Source organism: Geodermatophilus sp. SYSU D00079 (assembly GCF_054050635.1).
On sequence record NZ_JBJGZS010000001.1, the window covers coordinates 211,085 to 230,501 of the forward strand.

At 76.2% G+C, this 19,417-nt stretch carries 19 protein-coding genes; 10 read left to right on the forward strand and 9 right to left on the reverse strand.

All coding sequences use genetic code 11. The features are described from left to right. Positions 1-7: 7 nt before the first annotated feature. A complete protein-coding gene (locus ACI79E_RS01085) occupies positions 8-757 on the reverse strand; it encodes a hypothetical protein (protein ID WP_456930696.1) in 750 nt (249 codons plus the stop codon). Between the two features lie 78 nt (positions 758-835). Here ACI79E_RS01085 and ACI79E_RS01090 point away from each other — a divergent pair, with 78 nt between their 5' ends. Next, complete coding sequence (locus tag ACI79E_RS01090) at positions 836-1,507, forward strand: UdgX family uracil-DNA binding protein (RefSeq protein WP_456930697.1); 672 nt, start codon at positions 836-838, stop codon at positions 1,505-1,507. A 31-nt stretch (positions 1,508-1,538) separates the two neighbouring features. On the opposite strand, the gene ACI79E_RS01095 is transcribed toward ACI79E_RS01090, so the two are convergent. Together ACI79E_RS01095 and pdxH are read right to left on the reverse strand one after the other, a co-directional pair. Next, positions 1,539-2,939, reverse strand: a complete 1,401-nt coding sequence (locus ACI79E_RS01095; RefSeq protein WP_456930698.1) for an MFS transporter — start codon at positions 2,937-2,939, stop codon at positions 1,539-1,541. Between the two features lie 79 nt (positions 2,940-3,018). Beyond that, on the reverse strand, positions 3,019-3,666 hold the full coding sequence (gene pdxH / locus ACI79E_RS01100; RefSeq protein ID WP_456930699.1) for a pyridoxamine 5'-phosphate oxidase: 648 nt from the start codon (positions 3,664-3,666) through the stop codon (positions 3,019-3,021). A gap of 168 nt (positions 3,667-3,834) precedes the next feature. Here pdxH and ACI79E_RS01105 point away from each other — a divergent pair, with 168 nt between their 5' ends. The 7 genes from ACI79E_RS01105 (at position 3,835) to ACI79E_RS01135 (ending at position 11,855) form a co-directional block, all read left to right on the forward strand. After that, positions 3,835-4,965 (forward strand): citrate synthase 2, encoded by a 1,131-nt coding sequence (locus tag ACI79E_RS01105; RefSeq protein WP_456930700.1) that lies wholly within the window; start codon positions 3,835-3,837, stop codon positions 4,963-4,965. 99 nt (positions 4,966-5,064) lie between these two features. Continuing rightward, positions 5,065-6,177, forward strand: coding sequence for a phosphoserine transaminase (serC, locus tag ACI79E_RS01110; RefSeq protein WP_456930701.1), 1,113 nt, complete (start codon positions 5,065-5,067; stop codon positions 6,175-6,177). Between the two features lie 210 nt (positions 6,178-6,387). Then, on the forward strand, positions 6,388-7,329 hold the full coding sequence (gene sepH, locus ACI79E_RS01115) for a septation protein SepH (protein WP_456930702.1): 942 nt from the start codon (positions 6,388-6,390) through the stop codon (positions 7,327-7,329). 67 nt (positions 7,330-7,396) lie between these two features. Beyond that, on the forward strand, positions 7,397-7,870 hold the full coding sequence (locus ACI79E_RS01120) for a general stress protein (RefSeq protein WP_456930703.1): 474 nt from the start codon (positions 7,397-7,399) through the stop codon (positions 7,868-7,870). Positions 7,871-7,966: 96 nt separating this feature from the next. Beyond that, the gene (locus tag ACI79E_RS01125; RefSeq protein WP_456930704.1) at positions 7,967-9,682 is read left to right on the forward strand and encodes a PEP-utilizing enzyme; all 1,716 of its coding nucleotides are present in this window, start codon (positions 7,967-7,969) and stop codon (positions 9,680-9,682) included. Further along, a complete protein-coding gene (locus ACI79E_RS01130; protein WP_456930705.1) occupies positions 9,679-10,497 on the forward strand; it encodes a PEP/pyruvate-binding domain-containing protein in 819 nt (272 codons plus the stop codon). Before ACI79E_RS01125 ends, ACI79E_RS01130 begins: the two co-directional genes overlap by 4 nt. Positions 10,498-10,502: 5 nt before the next feature. Beyond that, on the forward strand, positions 10,503-11,855 hold the full coding sequence (locus ACI79E_RS01135; protein WP_456930706.1) for an MFS transporter: 1,353 nt from the start codon (positions 10,503-10,505) through the stop codon (positions 11,853-11,855). Positions 11,856-11,866: 11 nt separating this feature from the next. Here ACI79E_RS01135 and ACI79E_RS01140 read toward each other — a convergent pair whose 3' ends face one another. After that, complete coding sequence (locus ACI79E_RS01140; protein WP_456930707.1) at positions 11,867-12,676, reverse strand: TrmH family RNA methyltransferase; 810 nt, start codon at positions 12,674-12,676, stop codon at positions 11,867-11,869. A 30-nt stretch (positions 12,677-12,706) separates the two neighbouring features. Continuing rightward, entirely contained in the window at positions 12,707-13,531 is an 825-nt protein-coding gene (locus ACI79E_RS01145; RefSeq protein WP_456930708.1) for a thioesterase family protein, read from the reverse strand. A gap of 28 nt (positions 13,532-13,559) precedes the next feature. Here ACI79E_RS01145 and ACI79E_RS01150 point away from each other — a divergent pair, with 28 nt between their 5' ends. Together ACI79E_RS01150 and ACI79E_RS01155 are read left to right on the forward strand one after the other, a co-directional pair. After that, a complete protein-coding gene (locus tag ACI79E_RS01150; RefSeq protein ID WP_456930709.1) occupies positions 13,560-14,522 on the forward strand; it encodes an aldo/keto reductase in 963 nt (320 codons plus the stop codon). Positions 14,523-14,704: 182 nt separating this feature from the next. Next, positions 14,705-16,564 carry a peroxidase family protein gene (locus ACI79E_RS01155; protein WP_456930710.1) on the forward strand — a complete coding sequence of 620 codons (1,860 nt, stop codon included), beginning with the start codon at positions 14,705-14,707 and terminating at the stop codon, positions 16,562-16,564. Between the two features lie 6 nt (positions 16,565-16,570). Here the strand turns inward: ACI79E_RS01155 and thpR are convergent, their stop codons facing one another. From thpR to ACI79E_RS01175, 4 genes are all read right to left on the reverse strand, one after another. Beyond that, positions 16,571-17,140 carry an RNA 2',3'-cyclic phosphodiesterase gene (thpR, locus tag ACI79E_RS01160; RefSeq protein WP_456930894.1) on the reverse strand — a complete coding sequence of 190 codons (570 nt, stop codon included), beginning with the start codon at positions 17,138-17,140 and terminating at the stop codon, positions 16,571-16,573. Further along, positions 17,137-17,538: a hypothetical protein gene (locus tag ACI79E_RS01165; protein WP_456930711.1), complete on the reverse strand. Its 402-nt coding sequence runs from the start codon at positions 17,536-17,538 to the stop codon at positions 17,137-17,139. The genes thpR and ACI79E_RS01165 overlap by 4 nt, the downstream gene beginning before the upstream one ends. A 74-nt stretch (positions 17,539-17,612) precedes the next feature. Then, a complete protein-coding gene (locus ACI79E_RS01170; RefSeq protein ID WP_456930712.1) occupies positions 17,613-18,977 on the reverse strand; it encodes an MFS transporter in 1,365 nt (454 codons plus the stop codon). After that, complete coding sequence (locus ACI79E_RS01175) at positions 18,974-19,408, reverse strand: MarR family winged helix-turn-helix transcriptional regulator (protein WP_456930713.1); 435 nt, start codon at positions 19,406-19,408, stop codon at positions 18,974-18,976. Before ACI79E_RS01175 ends, ACI79E_RS01170 begins: the two co-directional genes overlap by 4 nt. Between the last annotated feature and the right edge of the window lie 9 nt (positions 19,409-19,417).

A 19,417-nucleotide genomic window follows, 5' to 3' on the forward strand; every position in this document is an offset into this window, starting at 1 on the left:
GTATCGGTCAGGACGCCGAGTCCCCGTCCACGCCGCGGGGTCGTCCCACCCGGTCGCCGGCGCGGAGGGGGGTCACGGTGGTCGCCGTCCCGGTCCGCTCCAGCCGCCAGGCCGTGCCCCGCCCGGCGACCCGGCCCAGGCCGTCGGCCAGGTGCACCGCGGTGTCCTCGTCCAGGGCGAGGCCCTGACCGACCGGCACCCGGCCCAGCGCGGTGAGCAGCCGCGGCAGGGTGCCCCACTGCGCGCAGTGCACGTCGACGGCCCAGGGCACCAGCCCGAGCCCCGGGACGACGGCCACCTCCTCGAGGTCCTCCGCGGCGTCCTCCGGGCAGACCGGGACGCCACCGTCGCGCCACCCCCCGACGACCGCGGAGCCGGCCGCGACCGCGGCGCCCGCGGAGAAGCCGGCGTAGGGCCGGTCACCGGCCGCCAGCCAGACCCGGAGCTCCTCCGCGACCGGGGCCAGCGCGTCGGCGTAGGCGGGGGTGAGCCCGCCGCAGACCAGCAGCCCGTCGGCGTCCCCCAGGGCGGACACGTCGAGCCGGCCGCCCAGCGGCACCGGCACGGGCACCGGCTCGCAGGGCGCCGTCCGCCGCAGGACGGCGGACCAGCGCTCGAACTGCACGGCACCGTCCCCCTCGTCCAGGACGACCGTCGCCACGACCGGGGTGGTGCCCGCCGACTCCAGGAACGGGCCGTAGAGGTCCGCGGTCGCGGCCGGGTCCCAGCCGCCGCCGAGCAGGTGGACGGTGGGCACGGGCGGCTCCTCGCTGGTCGGCGGTGGCGCCGGTCAGTCTGCCCTGCGGGAGCGCCGGACCTGCGGTCTCATCGCTGCATGACCGAGGAGAACGTCCCGGCCCGGCCGCCCACCGGGGTCGGGCTGGAGGGGCTGCGCGCGGCCGCGGCCGGGTGCCGGGCCTGCGAGCTGTGGCAGGACACCACGCAGACGGTGTTCGGCGAGGGGCCGGAGACCGCCCGGATCGTCTTCGTCGGCGAGCAGCCCGGCGACCAGGAGGACCGCCGGGGCGAGCCGTTCGTCGGACCGGCCGGGCGGCTGCTGGACAAGGCGCTGACCGACGCCGGCATCGACCGCCGGGACGCCTACATCACCAACGCGGTCAAGCACTTCTCCCACACGGTGAAGGGCAAGCGGCGGATCCACCAGACCCCCCGACCGGAGCACCTGCGGGCGTGCCGGCCGTGGCTGGAGGCGGAGTTCACCGTGCTGCAGCCGGAGGTGGTGGTGTGCCTGGGCGCGACGGCGGCCAAGGCGCTGATCTCGCCGTCCTTCCGGATCACCAAGGACCGCGGCCAGCTGGTCCCCTGGGCCCCGCCGGGCACCGAGCCCGCCGCCCCGGGGGACGACGACGAGGACGCCCCGCACCAGACGTGGGTGCTGGCCACCACGCACCCCTCGGCGATCCTGCGGACGCCGGACGAGGCCCGCGACGCCGCCTACGACGCCCTCGTCGCCGACCTCCGGGTGGTGGCGCGGGCCCTGGCCTGAGGGTCCGTCCGGCGGGACAGGGCCGGTCCGGTTATGAAGAGGCGGGCCCCGGCCGGTCCTCGCCACTCTCGGGGGCGGGTGAGGACGGCCGGGGCTCCCCCGCGGGGACCGTCGCGTACGTCGAGCGGGAGGCCCGGAACGCCCAGAACGAGGGCACGACGAGCGCCACGACCACCATCGCGACGACCACCACCACGCCGCCGGACACCATGGCCGCGCTGACACCCGCGGCGCTGGCGATCGCCCCGGCGCGCAGGTCGCCCAGGCGCGGCCCGCCGGCGACCACGACGAGGAAGACCCCCTGCATGCGGCCGCGCATCTCCTCCGGGGCGGCCAGCTGCAGCATCGAGGAGCGCAGCACGGCGCTGACCATGTCCCCGGCCCCGGCGACCGCCAGGCACAGCACGGCCAGCCACAGCGACGGGGCCAGGCCGAACCCGATGATCGCCACGCCCCAGACGACGATCGCGCCCAGCACCACCGCGCCCTGCCGGTCGACCCGCGACACCCAGCCCGAGGTCAGGCCCATGAGCAGCGCGCCGATGGAGACCCCGGCGAACAGCCAGCCCAGGCTGTTGGGCGAGCCGGCGTAGCGGCCCTCGGACAGCTCGGGGAAGACCGCCTGCGGCCAGGCGAAGCACATCGCGATGACGTCGACGACGAAGGTCATGAGCAGCACCGGCTGGGTGCGCAGGAAGGTGAAGCCCTCCCCCACGCCCCGGACGGCGGCGCCCAGCCGCAGCTTCCCGGCGACCCGGCCCGGGGGCAGCGGGGGCAGCCCGCGCAGCAACAGGACGGCGACGACGAACCCGAGCGCGTCGACGGCGTAGGTGATGAACAGGTCGCCCACGGCGATGAGGACGCCGGCCAGCAGCGGGCCGACGATCACCCCGACCTGGCGGACGGTCATCGCCAGCGCGTTGGCCGCCGGGACGCCCTCGGCCCCCACGATCGCGGGGATGACCGCGCTGCGGGTCGGCTGGTTGACCGCGCTGAACCCCGAGACGGCGGCGGTGAGCAGCCACAGCAGCCACAGGTTGCCGCCACCGGGCAGCAGCGCCTGGACGGCGAGCAGCGCGCTGGTCACCGCCGAGCCGACCCCGGTGACGAGCATCAGCCGGCGGCGGTCCATGGAGTCGGCGATCGCGCCACCGAGCAGGCCGAACACGATCAGCGGCACCAGCGCCACGATCGAGGTGACCCCGACCAGCAGCGAGGAGCCGGTGAGGGCGAACACCTGGTACGGGACGGCGACCAGCGTCATCTGCTGGCCGAGCATCGTCGCCGCGACGCCCCAGAACAGCCGCCGGTAGTCCGGGTTGCGCAGCGGGGTGGTGTCGATGGCCCAGGCGCGACGGGGCGCCGGTGGGGGGACCGGGACCGGCTCCTCGACCGGGCCGGCGCCCTCGACCGGGTCGACAGGTGACGTCATCGTGTCACCGGTCCGCTCACGCGGGCCGCTCCGCTCCTCGCTCGCCGGCGCTCGCCGCGGTGCCCGCGCCCCTGCCCGCTCACGGGGCGAGCCGCTGGACGATCCAGCCGCCGCCCTCCTCGTCGGACCGGACGAACCGCAGCCGGTCGTGCAGCCGGTCCGCGCCGCCCTGCCAGAACTCCACCCGGTCGGGGACGACCCGGTACCCGCCCCACACCTCGGGCCGGGGCAGCCCGCCGTCGGGGGTCTCGGCGTCCAGCCGGCGCAGCCGCTCGACCAGCTCCTCGCGGGAGTCGACGACGGTGGACTGGACCGACGCGGCGGCGGCGAGCTGCGCGCCCCGGGGACGGGGGTCCCACAGGTCGTCGGAGGCGCCGGGGCCGACGCGCTCCACGCGGCCGGCCACCCGGACCTGCCGCTGCAGCGCGTGCCAGGGGAAGACCAGCGCCGCCCGCGGGTTGACCGCCAGCTGCGCCCCCTTGGCCGAGGCGTAGCTGGTGCCGAAGACGAAGCCGTACTCGTCGTAGCCCTTCACCAGCACGATGCGCGCGTCCGGGGCACCGTCGGCGTCCGCCGTCGCGACGACGACGGCGTTGGGCTCGGGGAGCTCGGCGGCCACCGCGTCGGCGAACCAGCGGTCGAACTGCTCGACCCACGTGGGGGCGAGGTCGGACTCCCGGAGACCCCGGGTCTCGTAGTCCCTGCGCATGCGGGAGAGGTCGGGCACGACCCCATGCTGTCACCGGCGGACGGGACCGGCGCGCACGGTGCCGGCCACCCGCGACCCCCGCCGCCCCCGCCGTGCCTGGCGTGTCGGCACGGCCTAGGGTCGCAGTCGCAGTCGTGCGCCATCTCCGATGTGCGCACGTGTCCCGCGCGCAGAGGAGCATGCGAGATGGCCGACGACTTCGTGCCCGGCCTCGAGGGCATCATCGCCTTCGAGACGGAGATCGCCGAACCCGACAAGGACGGCGGGGCACTCCGGTACCGCGGGGTCGACATCGAGGACCTCGTCGGCAAGGTCACCTTCGGCAACGTGTGGGCGCTGCTCGTCGACGGGAAGTTCGGCCCGGGTCTCCCGCCGGCCGAGCCCTTCCCGATCCCGGTGCACAGCGGTGACGTGCGGGTCGACGTGCAGGCCGCGCTGGCGATGCTGGCCCCGTTCTGGGGCTACCGGCCGCTGCTGGACATCAGCTCGGAGGAGGCCCGCGAGCAGCTGGCCCGGGCCGCGGTCATGGCGCTGTCCTACGTCGCCCAGTCCGCCCGCGGCATCGGCATCCCGGCCGTGCCGCAGAAGCGCATCGACGAGGCCTCGACCATCGTCGAGCGGTTCATGGTCCGCTGGCGGGGCGAACCCGACCCCCGCCACGTCGCCGCCGTCGACGCCTACTGGACGTCGGCCGCCGAGCACGGCATGAACGCCTCCACCTTCACCGCGCGCGTCATCGCCTCCACCGGCGCCGACGTCGCCGCGGCCCTGTCCGGCGCGATCGGGGCCATGTCCGGCCCGCTGCACGGCGGCGCGCCGTCCCGGGTGCTGCACATGCTCGACGAGGTGGAGCAGACCGGCGACGCCGAGAAGTACGTCAAGGACCTCCTCGACCGCAAGGAGCGGTTGATGGGCTTCGGCCACCGGGTCTACCGCGCCGAGGACCCCCGCGCCCGCGTCCTGCGCCGGGCCGCCGAGGAGCTCGGCGCGCCGCGCTTCGAGGCCGCCCGGGCCCTGGAGCAGGCCGCCCTCAAGGAGCTGCGCGAGCGCCGTCCCGACCGGCCGGTCGAGACCAACGTGGAGTTCTGGGCGGCGATCGTCCTCGACTTCGCCGAGGTGCCCAGCCACATGTTCACCTCGATGTTCACCTGTGCCCGCACCGCCGGCTGGTGCGCGCACATCCTCGAGCAGAAGAACACCGGCCGGCTGGTCCGCCCGTCGGCCCGCTACATCGGTCCCGAGCCGCGCCGGCCCGAAGAGGTCGAGGGCTGGGACACCATCACCACCAAGCAGATCAACGAGCCCGCGCCGGCCTGAGCCGGCACCGCTGAGCGCCGACGGCCCGGTCCCGCACCCGCTGCGGTCCCGGGCCGTCGTCGGCCCAGCCCGTTCCGACCCGAGAGGCAGTCCCCCCGGATGACCATCCAGATCCCCGCCGACCTCCTGCCCGCCGACGGCCGGTTCGGCTGCGGCCCGTCGAAGGTGCGCCCCGAGGCGCTCGAGGCACTGGCCTCCAGCGGCGCCTCGCTGATGGGGACCTCCCACCGCCAGGCCCCGGTCAAGGGCCTGGTCCGCCAGGTGCGCGAGGGTCTGGCCGAGCTGTTCGACCTGCCCGACGGCTACGAGGTCGTGCTCGGCAACGGGGGGACGACCGCCTTCTGGGACGCCGCGATCATCGGCCTGATCCGGGAGCGCAGCGCGCACGGCACCTACGGGGAGTTCTCCAGCAAGTTCGCCTCCGGGGTGGCCGAGGCGCCGTTCCTCGCCGACCCGGTCCTCGCCACGGCCGAGCCGGGCTCCCTGGCCCTGCCGACGGCGGCCGAGGGCGTCGACGCCTACGCGTGGGCCCACAACGAGACCTCCACCGGCGTGATGGCCCCGGTGCAGCGGCCGCACGGCACCGACGACGCCCTCGTGCTCATCGACGCCACCAGCGCCGCGGGCGGGCTGCCGGTCGACGTCTCGCAGACCGACGTCTACTACTTCGCGCCGCAGAAGAACTTCGGCGGGGACGGCGGGCTGTGGGTGGCCCTCATGTCCGGTGACGCGCTGCAGCGGATCAGCGAGATCAAGGCCTCCGGCCGCTGGGTGCCCGGGTTCCTCGACCTGTCGATCGCCGTCGACAACTCCGGCAAGGACCAGACCTACAACACCCCGGCGGTCGCCACGCTGTTCCTGCTGGCCGACCAGGTCCGCTGGCTGCTGTCGCTGGGCGGGCTCTCCGGCGCCGTGGCCCGCACCCAGGACTCCTCCCGCCGCCTGTACGGGTGGGCCGAGCAGTCGCCGTTCGCCACGCCGTTCGTCAGCGACCCCGACCACCGCTCCTACGTCGTCGGCACGATCGACTTCGACGAGTCCGTCGACGCCGCCGCGGTGGCGAAGGTGCTGCGCGCCAACGGGGTGGTCGACGTCGAGCCGTACCGCAAGCTCGGCCGCAACCAGCTGCGCGTGGGCATGTTCCCCGCCGTCGACCCCGACGACGTCAGCGCCCTCACCGCCTGCATCGACTTCGTCGTCGAGAAGCTCTGAGGCAGGCCCGTCCCCTCGTCACCGGCACGCTCGCGACGGGCCCCTGGACGGGGCCACGGCCGGGCACGGAGACTGGAGGTGCTCCGGTCGGCATCGCGCCACGCCGGGCGAGCCTGCCGAGCCCGTCCCCCGACCGCGGATAGCCTCGGGAGCCAGCCTGTCTCGCCCGAGCCGGCTCCACCCGTCGCCCGCAGTCCCCAGGAGGTCGCCATGCGCACGCTGCGCCTCGTGGCGCTCTCCGACGACGGCACGAGCCTCGTGCTGGCCGTGGACGGCACCGAGCCGGGCGAGGAGGGCGAGCGTTTCGAGCTCCCCATCGACGAGCGGGTCCGGGCCGCCGCCCGCGGCGACGCGCGCCGCCTCGGCCAGATCGACGTCGAGATCGGCGCCACCCTCCCGCCCCGGGTGATCCAGGCCCGGATCCGTGCCGGCGAGACACCGGAGCAGGTGGCCCAGGCCTCCGGCATCCGGGTCGAGCGGATCATGCGCTTCGCCCACCCGGTCCTGCAGGAGCGCGAGCGGGTCGCCGAGCAGTCCCGCGAGGCGCGCGTCCGCCTCTCCGACGGCACTCCCGCCGTCCCGCTGCAGCAGTTCATGTCCGAGCGGCTGCGGCTGCTCGGCGCCGACCTCGACGCCGTCCGCTGGGACGCCTTCCGCTCCTCCGACGGCACCTGGCAGGTCACCGCCGCCTGGCAGGCCGGCGCGAAGTCCGGCGTCACGCGCTGGTCCTACGACATCCCGGGCCGCACCGTCACCCCGGTCGACGCCGCCACCACCGACTTCGCCGAGGGCACCCGCCTGGTCCGCGTCGTCCCGCACGTGCCCAGCGAGCGCCCCGCGCCGGTCCACCGCGCCCGGCCGGTCGCCGTCGTCCCAGACGACGACGGCGTGGCCGCACCCGCGTCCTCCGCCCGGCTGGCCGACGACGACCGGGCGGACGACGACGAGCACGTCCGGCCGGTCCTGCCCGCCGACGCCTCCTCCTCCGGTGGCGAGCGGCGCACCGACCCCGGGTTCGACGACGACATCGCCGAGCACGACACCGTCGTCCTGGGCCGCCCGGGCGGGGACGGCGACGGCGAGGACGAGGACCCCCGCGCCCGCATCCCGGCGTGGGAGGACATCGTCTTCGGGGTCCGCCGGCACCGCTGAGCCCTAGGCTGCGACCAGCGGCACGCCACCTGCGTGTCCGCCGGTCGTCCACGGGTAGGAGGTGCCCATGGCAGCGTCGGTGTCCATGCCGCTCGGCGGCGTGCAGGTCGGGTCCTACGACAGCTACGAGCAGGCGCAGGCCGCCGTCGACTACCTGTCGGACGAGAAGTTCCCCGTCGAGAACGTCACGATCATCGGCTCGGACCTCAAGCAGGTCGAGCAGGTCACCGGGCGGCTGACGATGGGCCGCGCGATCGCCGCCGGTGCGGCCGGTGGCGCCTGGTGGGGCCTGTTCGTGGGCCTGCTGCTGGGCATCTTCGCCGAGGACGGCGCCAACTGGGTCGGCTCGGTGCTCACCGGCCTGCTCATCGGCCTGGTGTTCGGCGTGCTGTTCGGCGCCATGGGCTACGCCGCCACCCGGGGCCGGCGGGACTTCACCAGCACCAGCACCATCGTCGCCGGCCGCTACGACGTCATGTGCAACCCCGCCCGCGCCGAGGACGCCCGGGCCCTGCTGGCCCGCTTCTCCCTGCGCGGCTGACGCCGCACCCCGTGGGCCGGGCAGGGCCCTCCGGCTCTGGCCCGATCGCCGGGCCGGTCGCTACCGTTCCCGCCTCCGCGCGACCGGGAGGCGACGATGGACGACGTCCACGCCCAGCGGGTCGACAGCGCGCCCGCGTGGGTGGCCCCCGGTCCGGGCACCTGGACCCTCGACCCCAGCCACGCCCCTCGGCCGCTGTGCCGCTTCACCGCGGTCGCCGTCCTGCAGGGCTTCTCCGCCGGGTTCGACGAGGGCCTGGCCCGCTACGGCACCCTCCTCGAGCACTTCGACACCGCCGTGGTCGGCGGGTTCCTCTACCAGCGGTTGTGCCCGGTGGGGGCGCCGCCGGACGCCGCCGGGCCGCCACCGGAACCCGTGTTCCGCCGGCTCCTGGAGGAGCACCCCGTGCTGCGGGAGCGGACGGCCACCGCCGAGGCGGTCGTGGCCGGACGCCGCTGGCGGGAGGCGCTGCGGGAGTGGGACGACGAGGTGAAGCCGACGCTGCACGGCCTGCACCGGGCGCTGACCGCCGTCGACCTCGGCGCGCTGGACGACGCCGCCCTGGCCGACCACGTCGACCGGTGCGCCCAGGCCCTGGTCGAGGGGTGGAAGCAGCACCACCGGTACACCGTGCCCGCGTTGCTGCCGGTCGCCGACCTCGTCGTGCACACCGTGCGCTGGACGGGTCTGCCGCCCGGTGAGGTCCTGTCCTGCCTCGCCGGCGCCAGCCCGGTCACCGAGGGGGCGCCCGACGAACTGGCCCAGCTCGTCACCGCCCTCCGGGAGGACCCCGACGCCGCGGCCCTGCTGCAGGACGGGTCGGCGGAGCCGGACGCCGTGCTCAGCGCGCTGCTGCGCCGGCCGGGCGCGGTGGGCGACCGGGCCGGCGCCTACCTCACGGCGCTCGCTGCCCTGCCGGTCGACGGTGAGGACTCCGTCGCGGAGCCGGGGTCCCTCGAGGCCCCGGGCCTGGTGCTGGCGCGCATCCGCGGAGCGCTCTCCCCCGAGCGCCCTCGTGACCACGCCGCAGCGGCCCAGGCGGAGGAGCGGGTGCGGGCGGCCGTCCCGCCGGAGCACCGGGAGGAGTTCGACGACCTGCTGGGCGAGGCCCGGCTGCTGTACCGGCTGCGGGACGAGCGCGCCGTCCACGGCGACCGGCGGATGGGCAGCGCCGCCCGCACCGCGCTGCTGGAGGCCGGTCGCCGGCTGGCCGACCGCGGCCTGCTGGCCGACGCCGAGGACGCCGTCGACCTCGAACCCGGGGAGGTCCGGTCGCTGCTGGTCCACGGCAGCGGCCCGAGCCGGGAGGAGGTGGCGGCGCGGGTCCACCGGCGGCGGACCGCCGACTACCGCGACATGCCGCCCTTCTTCGGCCCGCCACCGGCCGAGCCGGTACCGGCCGCCTGGCTGCCGCCGGCGGCTGCCCGCGTCCACGAGGCCGTGGGTTTCGCCGTCGCGGCCGTGCTGCGCGACGCGGCGCGGCCGCCGGAGGGTCGCGTGCTGCACGGTCTGGGCGTCAGCCCCGGCACCTACGAGGGCACCGCACGGGTGGTGTCCGACGCCGGCGAGCTGTCCCGCGTCCAGGCCGGGGACGTGCTCGTCGCGTCGTCCACCGGACCGGCGTTCAACCTGGTCCTCCCCCGCCTGGGGGCTCTCGTCACCGACCGCGGCGGGTTGCTGTCCCACGCCGCGATCGTGGCGCGGGAGTTCGGCGTCCCCGCGGTCGTGGGCTGCTCGGAGGCGACCCGGGCCGTACCCGACGGTGCCCGGGTCCGCGTCGAGGGCGCCACCGGCACCGTCACGGTCCTGTGACGTCCGCGCTCCGGCCGCTGGCCGCGGTCGAGGACGGGGACGAGGACGCCTACGGCGGCAAGGCGGTGGCCCTGGGGCGGGCGCTGCGCAGCGGGCTCCCCGTCCCACCCGGTACGGCGCTGTCCGCCGGCCTGGTCGCGGCCGTGTCCGCCAGGGACCGGCAGGCGGTCGCCGCCGTCCGGGCCGCCGCCGCGGAGCTGGGCGGGCCGCTGGCGGTCCGCTCCTCGGCGGCCGGCGAGGACGGCACGGCGTCGAGCTACGCAGGCCAGCACCTGTCGGTCCTCAACGTCGGGCCCGGGGACGTCGTCGAGGCGGTCGTGCGGGTGGCGGCGTCGGCCTGCAGCGAGTCGGCGCTGGCCTACCGCCACGCGCGGGGCGAGCGGTCCCCGCCGCGCTGCGCGGTGGTGCTGCAGCGCCTCGTGCCCGCCGTGGCGGCCGGGGTGCTGTTCTCGCACGACCCCGTCAGCGGCGCCGACGAGGTCGTCGTGGAGGCCAGCTGGTCGCTCGGGGAGGCCGTGGTCGGGGGCATGGTCGTCCCGGACCTCTTCCGCCTGGACCGCGAGGGTCGGCTGCTGCACCGCGTCGTCGGGCGCAAGGACCGCGCCGTCGTCGCCCGGCCCGGGGGCGGCACCGCGACGGTCGACGTCGACCCCGAGCGCGCCGGCCGGCCCTGCCTGGACGAGGCGGAGCTCACCGAGCTGGCCGGGCTGGCGCGCCGCTGCGACGAGCTGTTCGGCGGCCCCTCCGACGTCGAGTGGGCCTGGGGCGCCGCCGGCGTGGCCCTCCTGCAGCGCCGACCCATCACCGCCGGCTGAGCCGGGTGACCGCGGCAGCCGGACCCGCCGCCCGCACCCGGGCGGGCGAGCGCCCGGTCGTGGCCGCCGCGTGCCTGGTCACCACCCTCGTCCCGCTCGGGTCGACCTCCGTGGCGGTCGCGCTGCCGCGCATCGGCGCGGCCCTGGGCGCCGGGGTCGCCGGGGTGGTGGCCCTGGTGACCGCGTACCTCGTCGTCACCGCCGCCTGCCAGACCATCGCCGGGGCGCTCGGGGACCGGTGGGGCCGCCGACGGTGCGCGTTGCTCGGGACGGCCGGGTTCGGCGTCTGCACCGCGCTGGCCACCGTCGTCCCGGCGCTGCCGGCCGTGGGGGTCATGCGGTGTGGGCAGGCGGCGTTCGGGGCGCTCGCCCTGGTCAACGCCGCGGCGACGGTCCGGACGACGGTCCCGGCCGTGCGCCGCGGCCGGGCGTTCGGCGCGGTGGGGGCGAGTGCGACCGCCGCCGCGGCGGCCGGCCCCGCACTGGGCGGCCTCGCCGTGCACCTGGCCGGCTGGCGCGGCGCGTTCCTCGCCACCCTCCCGGTGGCGGTGCTCGGCGTCGCGGCCGTGCGCGCGTGGTTCCCGCCCGACCCGCGGGACGGGGCGCGACCGGCGACGCGGACCCGGTTCGACGTCCCCGGTGCGCTCCTGCTGCTGGCCGTGCTCGGCGGCGGCGCCGCCCTGATCAGCGAGGCGCGTCGGCTGCCGGCGGCCTGGCCCGCGGCGGCCGTGGGTGCGCTCCTCCTGGTCGCCGTCGCGTTCGCCCGGCGCGAGCTCCGCCAGGAGGTGCCGGTACTGGACGTACGGGTGCTGCGGTTGCGCCCGGTGCTCGCGGCCGGCGCGGCGGTCGCCACCGGCAACCTGGCCCTGTACACCGTCGTGCTCGCCGTCCCCCTCCTGGTGGGCACCGGCGCGGCGGTCGTCCTGCTGCTGCCGGCCCTGGCCGGGGCCAGCGTCGCCGCGCTGCTCGGGGGCCGGCTCAGTGACCGGTGGGGACGTCGCCGCCCCGCCGTCCTGGGCGGGGTCCTGGTGACCGTCCCGGCGCTGGCGCTGGTCGCCGTCGACCCGGCCCGGCAGGTGCCGGCGGCGGCGGTGCTGCTGGCACTGTGCGGCACCGGTCAGGGCATGGCGGCCGCCGCGGTGCAGACGGCGGGGCTGGAGGCGCTGCCGCCCGAGCGCGCCGGCCTGGCCTCGGGGGTGTGGTCGACCTGCCGCTACCTGGGCAGCATCACCGGCACGAGCCTGCTGGCCCTGCTCATGACCGGCGGTGCCGGCAGCGGGGTCTTCTGGCTGACCGCGGTGGGCGGGGCGCTGTCGGCGGTCGCGGCCGCCGCGCTGCCCGGCCCCCGTCCGAGCTGAGCGGTCGGCCCTCAGCGCAGGGTCGCGAACGCGACCGCCGCGGCCGCGGCCACGCCGAGGGAGTCCACGCCCGCGCGCATCGGGATCCGCGCCCGCACCCGGGCCGCCGCCTGCGCCTCCGGCGTGAGCCCCGGCCCCTCCGCGCCGAGCAGCACCGCGGTCCGCGGATGGGCGCGCGGGTCGACCGCGCCCAGGTCCACGGCGTCAGGGGCCGGGGTCAGGGCCACGGTCAGGTAGCCGGCGTCGTGCAGCCGCGCCAGGCCCCCGGGCCAGTCGGGCAGGACGGCGAACGGCAGCGCCAGCACGTGGCCCATCGACACCCGCACCGAGCGCCGGTAGAGCGGGTCGGCGCAGCGCGGGTCCAGCAGCAGCGCGTCCACCCCGAGGGCCACGGCCGACCGGGCGATCGAGCCGAGGTTCTCCGCGTCGTTGAGCGCCTCCAGGACCGCCAGCCGCCGCGGTGCGGCCGGGTCGGGCCCGGCCAGCAGCGTGTCGACGTCCTCCGGTGGGCGGCGGTCGGCCGAGGCGAGCACCCCGCGGGTCAGCCGGAAGCCGATGACCTCCGAGAGCACCCACTTGTCGGCCTCGTAGGCCGGGACGCCCTCGGGCAGGTCCAGCGCGGCGACCCGCCCCGGCACGCCGAACACCGCGCGCACCCGGTACGGGGAGGCCAGGAGCCGTTCGACCGCCGGCACGCCCTCGACGATCACCGGCCCCGTGCCCCGCTCGGTGCCCGGCGGGCGGTCACCCGCCTTGAGGTCCCGGAAGTCGGCGACCCGCTCGTCGTGCGGGTCGGTGATCAGGACGGGCGCGCGGGACACGAACTGATCCTGTCAAGGCGTCGGTGCCGCTCAGCGCGGCAGGCGGGCCAGCTGCCGGCTCTGCGCCACCAGGCGGCCGGTGGCGTCCCAGATGCGGTAGTCCTCGTCCAGCCAGCCGCCGGCCACCTCGTTCGCCCGCGCCTCCACCAGGCACCAGCCCGGCGCCGGGAGCGCGCGGACCAGCACCTGCAACTGCACCGTGGGCGCCCAGCCGAACCGCCCGGTGGCCCAGCTCGTCGGGGGCAGCACGTCGGCGAACAGCAGCAGCGCCAGGGGGTCCGGCTCGCGCCCGTCGGCCAGGCGCACCCAGCCGCGCAGGTACGGCTCCCCGGCGGGCCGGCCCCTCGCCCAGCCGGCGGTCTCCGGGTCCAGCCGGGTGTGCACGCGCGTCCGCAGCCCCACCTCCGGCAGGGGGTGGGGCAGGGTGCCGTCGTCCACCGCAGGCAGGCAGTCGGCGACCGGGGTGGCCGCCGGCGGGGACCACCCGGAGTACACCGGCTCGCCGTCGGTGAGCGTCGCGGTCGTGACCTGGACGGCCAGCGACGGGCCACCGGCCGGGGCGAGCAGCACCGAGGAGTGCGCCAGCGTGCGGCCGGCCGGGCCCGGGGTGAGCGTCAGCGTCGCCGGCCCGGGTGGGGTGGCCCGCAGGAAGCTCGCGGCCAGCGCCACCGGGTGCGCGTGCGGGCTCGCGGTCAGGGCGGCCCGGGCCACCACCGCGAGCAGGTAGCCGCCGTTGAGGATGCCCGGGCCGACGTCCCAGGCGGGGTCCAGCTCCGCGGCCAGGCCACCGCCCTCGGTGGGGGTCACCGCGGTGGCGGCGTCGAACGCGGAGGGCGCGGGGTCGGTCTGCGGCACGCGGTCGAGACTGCCAGGGTGGACCCCCGTGGAGTACACGCACCTGGGGCGCAGCGGCCTGTCGGTCTCCCGCCTCTGCCTGGGCACGATGAACTTCGGCTGGAAGACCGAGGAGGCCGACGCGCACGCGATCCTCGACCGGGCGCAGGCCGAGGGCGTCAACTTCGTCGACACCGCCAACACCTACGGCTTCGACGCCGGCAAGGGGCGCACCGAGGAGGTGCTCGGCACCTGGTTCGCCCAGGGCGACCGGCGCCGGGAGAAGACGGTGCTGGCCACCAAGGTCTACGGCTCGATGACCGACTGGCCCAACGACACGTTCCTGTCCGCGCGCAACCTGGTGCGCTCCTGCGAGGCCTCCCTGCGCCGGATGCAGACCGACTGGATCGACCTCTACCAGTTCCACCACGTCGACCTGGCCACGCCGTGGGAGGAGGTCTGGCAGGCCTGCGAGACCCTCGTCGCCCAGGGCAAGGTGCTCTACGTCGGCTCGTCCAACCACGCCGCCTGGCAGATCGCGGCGGCGAACGAGGCGGCCGCGCGCCGGCACTTCCTCGGTCTGGTCAGCGAGCAGTCGCACTACAACCTGCTCACCCGGCACGTGGAGCTCGAGGTGCTGCCGGCCGCGCAGCACTACGGCGTGGGCATCGTCCCGTGGAGCCCCCTGGCCGGCGGGCTGCTCGCCGGTGTCCTCGCGAAGGGCGAGGGTGACCGGCGCCGCGCCGCCGAGGAGCGGGTCGAGCGGCACCGGCCGGCGCTGCAGGCCTACGAGGACGCCTGCCGGGAGTGGGGCCTCGCGCCGGCCGACGTCGGCGTCGCCTGGCTGCTGCACCAGCCGGCGGTCACCGCGCCCATCGTCGGCCCGCGCACGATGGCCCAGTTCGAGGGTGCGCTGGGCGCCCTCGACGTGCGTCTGGACGACGCCCAGCTCGCCCGGCTGGACGAGGTCTTCCCCGGCTACCGCGCGGCGCCCATGGAGTACGCGTGGTGAGTTCTTTCCACTCCTCGTGACCGACTGAGCACGCAGCGCCACGCACGATCCCCCTGTTCCCCAACTCTGGGGGCCGTCGACCCCCGCGGCCGCGTGTGGCCTGCGCCTTCGCGCCCAGGGAGGGTCGACGGCGCCGAGAGCTGCCGCAGGGGGCGGGCTCTCCTCTGCGCCGGGGGGCGTTCATGCGCGAGTTCGGGGACGGGTCCGGGGGCGGCTGCCCCTTCAGCGGGGCCGGCGCGGGGGACGACGGGGGCGCGCGCGGGCGGCTGTCCCGGCGGTCGGTGCTGGCCGCGGGGCTGGCAGGCCTGGCCGCGGTGCCGGTGATGGGCGGGACCGCGTTCGCGGCGCCGGAGCGGCGGGCGGCGCCGGCACCGGCGTCCACGACGGCGCTCCAGCCCACGCGCCGGACGGCCCGGGCCACCAAGGGCGCGCACGCCGTGGGCAACCCGCGCGGCGCGGACATCGCGGTGCGGGTCGGGCGCGACCGGGAGGCGCGCTTCGGCGTCATGTTCAAGCAGCTGCCGGCGTTCAGCCCGCCGGACGCACTGCTCACCGCGCTCGCGCTGAAGATGAACGACGGCAAGCTGCCGCTCAGCGACGTCAAGGACTCCGACGTCGCGTTCGACAACCCGGGCATGCCCGCCGGCTACATCTACCTCGGCCAGTTCATCGACCACGACATGACGCTGGACACCACGCCGCTGACCGAGCAGCAGTACGACCCCCGGGGCATCACCAACTTCGACACGCCCCGCTTCGACCTGGCCAGCGTCTACGGCAAGGGCCCCACCGGCAGCCCGGAGCTCTACGACCCGGCCAAGCCGGGGTACTTCCTGGTCAACGACCACGACGGACTGCACGACCTGCCCCGGGACGTGGTGGGTGCGGCGTTCCTGGGCGACCCGCGCAACGACGAGAACCTGATCGTCGCCCAGCTGCACGTGGCCTTCCTGCGGCTGCACAACAAGCTGCGGGACGAGGGCAGGACCTTCGAGCAGGCCCAGCAGCAGATCCGCTGGACCTACCAGTGGCTGATCGTCAACGACTTCCTGACCCGCATCGTCGGCGGCGACGTCGTGCGCAGCAAGGTCACCCGCCGCCGCAACGGGCCCATCGAGTTCGTGGGCAAGTTCTACAAGCCCCGCGACCGGCAGCGGCCCTACATGCCGATCGAGTACTCGGGTGCGGCCTACCGCTTCGGGCACAGCATGATCCGCGCGGAGTACGAGATGCAGGACGGCCACACCGTGCCGATCTTCGGCCGGGACGGCTACGAGGACCTGCGCGGCAGCCGGCCCATCCCGCACGACCTGTGGGTGGACTGGAACTACTTCTTCGACATCCCCGGCATGGACACCCCCGACGACCGCAACATGGCCCGCCGCATCGACACCCAGCTGTCGCTGCCGCTGACCACGCTGCCGTCGACCGTGGTGGCCCCGACCGCGGGGGCGATCATCTCCCTCGCCGAGCGCAACCTGCTCCGCGGCAAGCGGCTGGGCCTGCCGGCCGGCCAGGACGTCGCGACCGCCATGGGCATCAAGCCGCTGACCAACCAGGAGCTCGGCCTGACCGAGCCGGGGTGGAACGGCAAGGCGCCCCTGTGGTTCTACATCCTCAAGGAGGCCGAGCTGCTCGGCGGCACGAAGCTGGGCCCGGTGGGCGGCGGCATCGTGGCCGAGGTGGTCCTCGGCCTGCTGGCCTGCGACAGCACCTCCTACTTCAACGCCAACCCCGGGTTCACCCCCGGCAGCGGCTACGCCATGGGCGACTTCCTGCTCTGGGCCGACGCGATCGACCCCCGCGCCCTCGTGAAGGCCGACGAGGAGGACGAGGTCGAGGACGGCACCGAGGAGGAGCCGGAGGAAGGCGAGGAAGGCGAGGAGGACGAGGTCGAGGACGGCACCGAGGAGGAGCCGGAGGAGGGCGAGGAGGGCGAGGAGGCCGAGGAGGCCGAGGCCGACCGCGGCGCCCAGCCGCTGGAGCCGGACGAGCGGATCAACCCCGACGCCACCTCGCCCGTGGAGGGCCCGGTCGTCTGAGGCCGGTCAGCCCTCGAGGGGCCAGGCGGCGAGCCGCTCGTAGCGCGCCGCCGGCCCGAGGTGGCTCTCCAGCAGCTCCACCTCGGTCACCGGCCAGCTCGGACCGCGGTAGCCGGCCAGCCGGTCGGGCAGGTCGCCGTCCCCCGGACGCCCCGGGCGCCAGCGCCCCAGGGTGAGGTGGGCTCGGAACGGCCGGTCCTCCACCGGCAGGCGCAGCCGCCGGGCGGCACGGGCCAGCCGGACGGCGAGCGCACCCAGCTCGCCGACGTCCCCGCCGAGCCCGGCCCAGCACACCTGCGGCCGCCGGCGGGAGCCGAACCGGCCGCCGCCGGCCAGCTGCAGGGTCAGCGGTGGCGTGCCCGCCACGGCCGGGGCGGCGGCCGCGACGAGCGGCTCCACCGCCTGCTCCGGCACGGCGCCGAGGAACAGCAGCGTGAGGTGCCAGCGGCCGGGCGCGGTCCAGCGGGGGGCGCCGGGGGCGTCCCGCAGCGGCGCCAGGGCCCGGTCGAGGTCGTCGCGCGCCGCAGCCGGTGGGGTGACCGCGAAGAACAGCCGCCGCGTCGCCGGGCCGGTCAGTCCTGCTCCACCAGGCCGGCGTCGGCCAGCGCCGCGCGCACCCGGAGCCGCTCCACGTCGCGGGCCAGCCCGGGCGGTGTGCCGGTCATCGTGTGCGGCACCTCCAGCAGCTCCGCGGCCTCGACGAGGACGTCGTCGTAGGCGGCCTGCAGCCCGCGCCGGCGGGCCATGGGAGCACCGGCGGGCACGCGGGCCAGCTGGCGGCCCAGGCGGCGCAGGTCCGCGGCCACGGCCTCCACCGGGCGGTGCACCGGCCGCAGCGGCTCCTGCGCCCGCCGCCGGGACGGGACCGGCAGCCGCGCGGAGCCGAACAGCCAGCGGGCCAGCCAGCCGAGGCCCGCCACCGCACCGACCACGCCCACGACGATCGACCCGAGGTACAGCAGCGAGGGGGCCATGTCGCCTCCGCGGACGACTCGACGGGAACCCCCGTCACCGTACGTCGGAGCGGCGTCCACCGGCAGCGCGGCGCTCATCCGCCGCTCGCCGCCTGCTGCCCGGGTGCCTGCTGCGCCGCGGCCTCCGCCGCGGCGCGCACCTGCGGCGGGGGCACCGCACGCGGGCCCACGTGCAGCTGCAGCCGTGGCGGGGCGAGGGAGGCCTCCAGCCGGACCCGCCGCCCCCGCGCCAGCCACGCCGCGCCCACGCACCCGGCGAGGACGGCCACCGCACCGCCGATGATCAGCCCCCACGGCGCCCCGAGGTGCTCGGAGACCCAGCCGATCGTCGGCGCCCCCAGCGGCGTCCCACCCATGAAGCACATGAAGTACAGCGCCATCACCCGGCCGCGCATCTGCGGATCGACGCCCAGCTGCACGAAGCTGTTGTTGGCGACGCTGAACACCAGCCCGGCCGCACCGGTGGGCACCAGCAGCACCGCGAACGCCCAGTACCCGGGCACCAGCCCGCAGGCGATCGTGAGCAGGCCGAAGACCGCGGCGGACACGACCAGGAAGCGCTGCCGCGGCCGGGTGCTGCGGCGGGTGGACAGCAGCGCGCCGGACAGCGAGCCGACGGCGAAACAGGTCGACAGCAACCCGAACGCCTCAGCCCCCAGGTCGAACACCTCGCGGGCCATCAGCGCGATGGTCACCTGGTAGTTGAAGGCGAAGGTGCCCAGCACGAAGGCCAACCCCATGGCCAGCCGCAGGTCCGGGTGCGCCCAGGCGTAGACCAGCCCCTCCCGCAGCTGCCCCTTGGCCCGCGGCACCCGCGGGCTCGGGTGCAGCTCGCCGGGCCGCATGCTCAGCAGGGCACCGATGGTGAAGGCGAAGCTGGCGGCGTTGACGAAGAAGGCCGGCGCGGTGTCCCCCGACGCGGCGCCGATGAGCAGCCCGGCGACCGACGGCCCCACCAGCCTGGCCCCGTTGAAGATCGTGGAGTTGAGGCTGACCGCGTTGGTCAGCAGCTCGGGGCCCACCATCTCGGACACGAACGCCTGGCGCACCGGCGCGTCGATGGCCGAGACGGCGCCGAGCGCCCCGGCGAGCACGAACACGTGCCACAGCTCGATGCCGTCGGCGGCGACCAGCAGCCCCAGCACGAGGGCCAGCAGGCCCATCAGCGCCTGGGTGACCACGAGCACGCGGCGCTTGGCGTAGCGGTCGGCCAGCACCCCGCCGTACATGCTCAGCAGCAGGGTGGGCCCGAACTGCAGGGCGGTGATCAGCCCCAGGGCGATGCCGCTGTCACCGGAGAGCTGGAGGACCAGCCAGTCCTGGCCGATCCGCTGCATCCACGTGCCGGTGAGGCTGAGCAGGTTGGCCGATGCGTAGATCCGGTAGTTGCGGACGTGCAACGACCGGAACATGCCCGTGCCCTCGGTACGGGCGCTCACCCACTCGCCAGCTTGCCCATGATCGCCGCGGCGTCCCGCAGGACGGCCCGTTCCTCGACCGTCAGCTCCTGCAGCCGCCCGGACAGCCAGGCCTCGCGGGCGCGGGCCTCGACGGTGAGCAGCTCCTCGGCGGCGGGGGTGAGGTCGATGACGACCTGCCGACCGTCGGTGGGGTGGGGGCTCCGGGTGACCAGGCCCATCCCCTCCAGGGCGACGACGACCCGGGTCATCGACGGCGGCTGCACCCGCTCGTGCGCCGCCAGCTCCCCCGGGCTCATGGCGCCGTGCTGCTGGAGCGTGGACAGCGCCGCGAGGTGGGTCAGCGTGACCGACTGGTCGACCCGCTGGTTGCGCAGCCGCCGCGAGAAGCGCATCACCGCCAGGCGCAGGTCATGGGCCAGCGCCGCGGTCTCCAGCGTCGTCCGGCTCACTTCATCAGC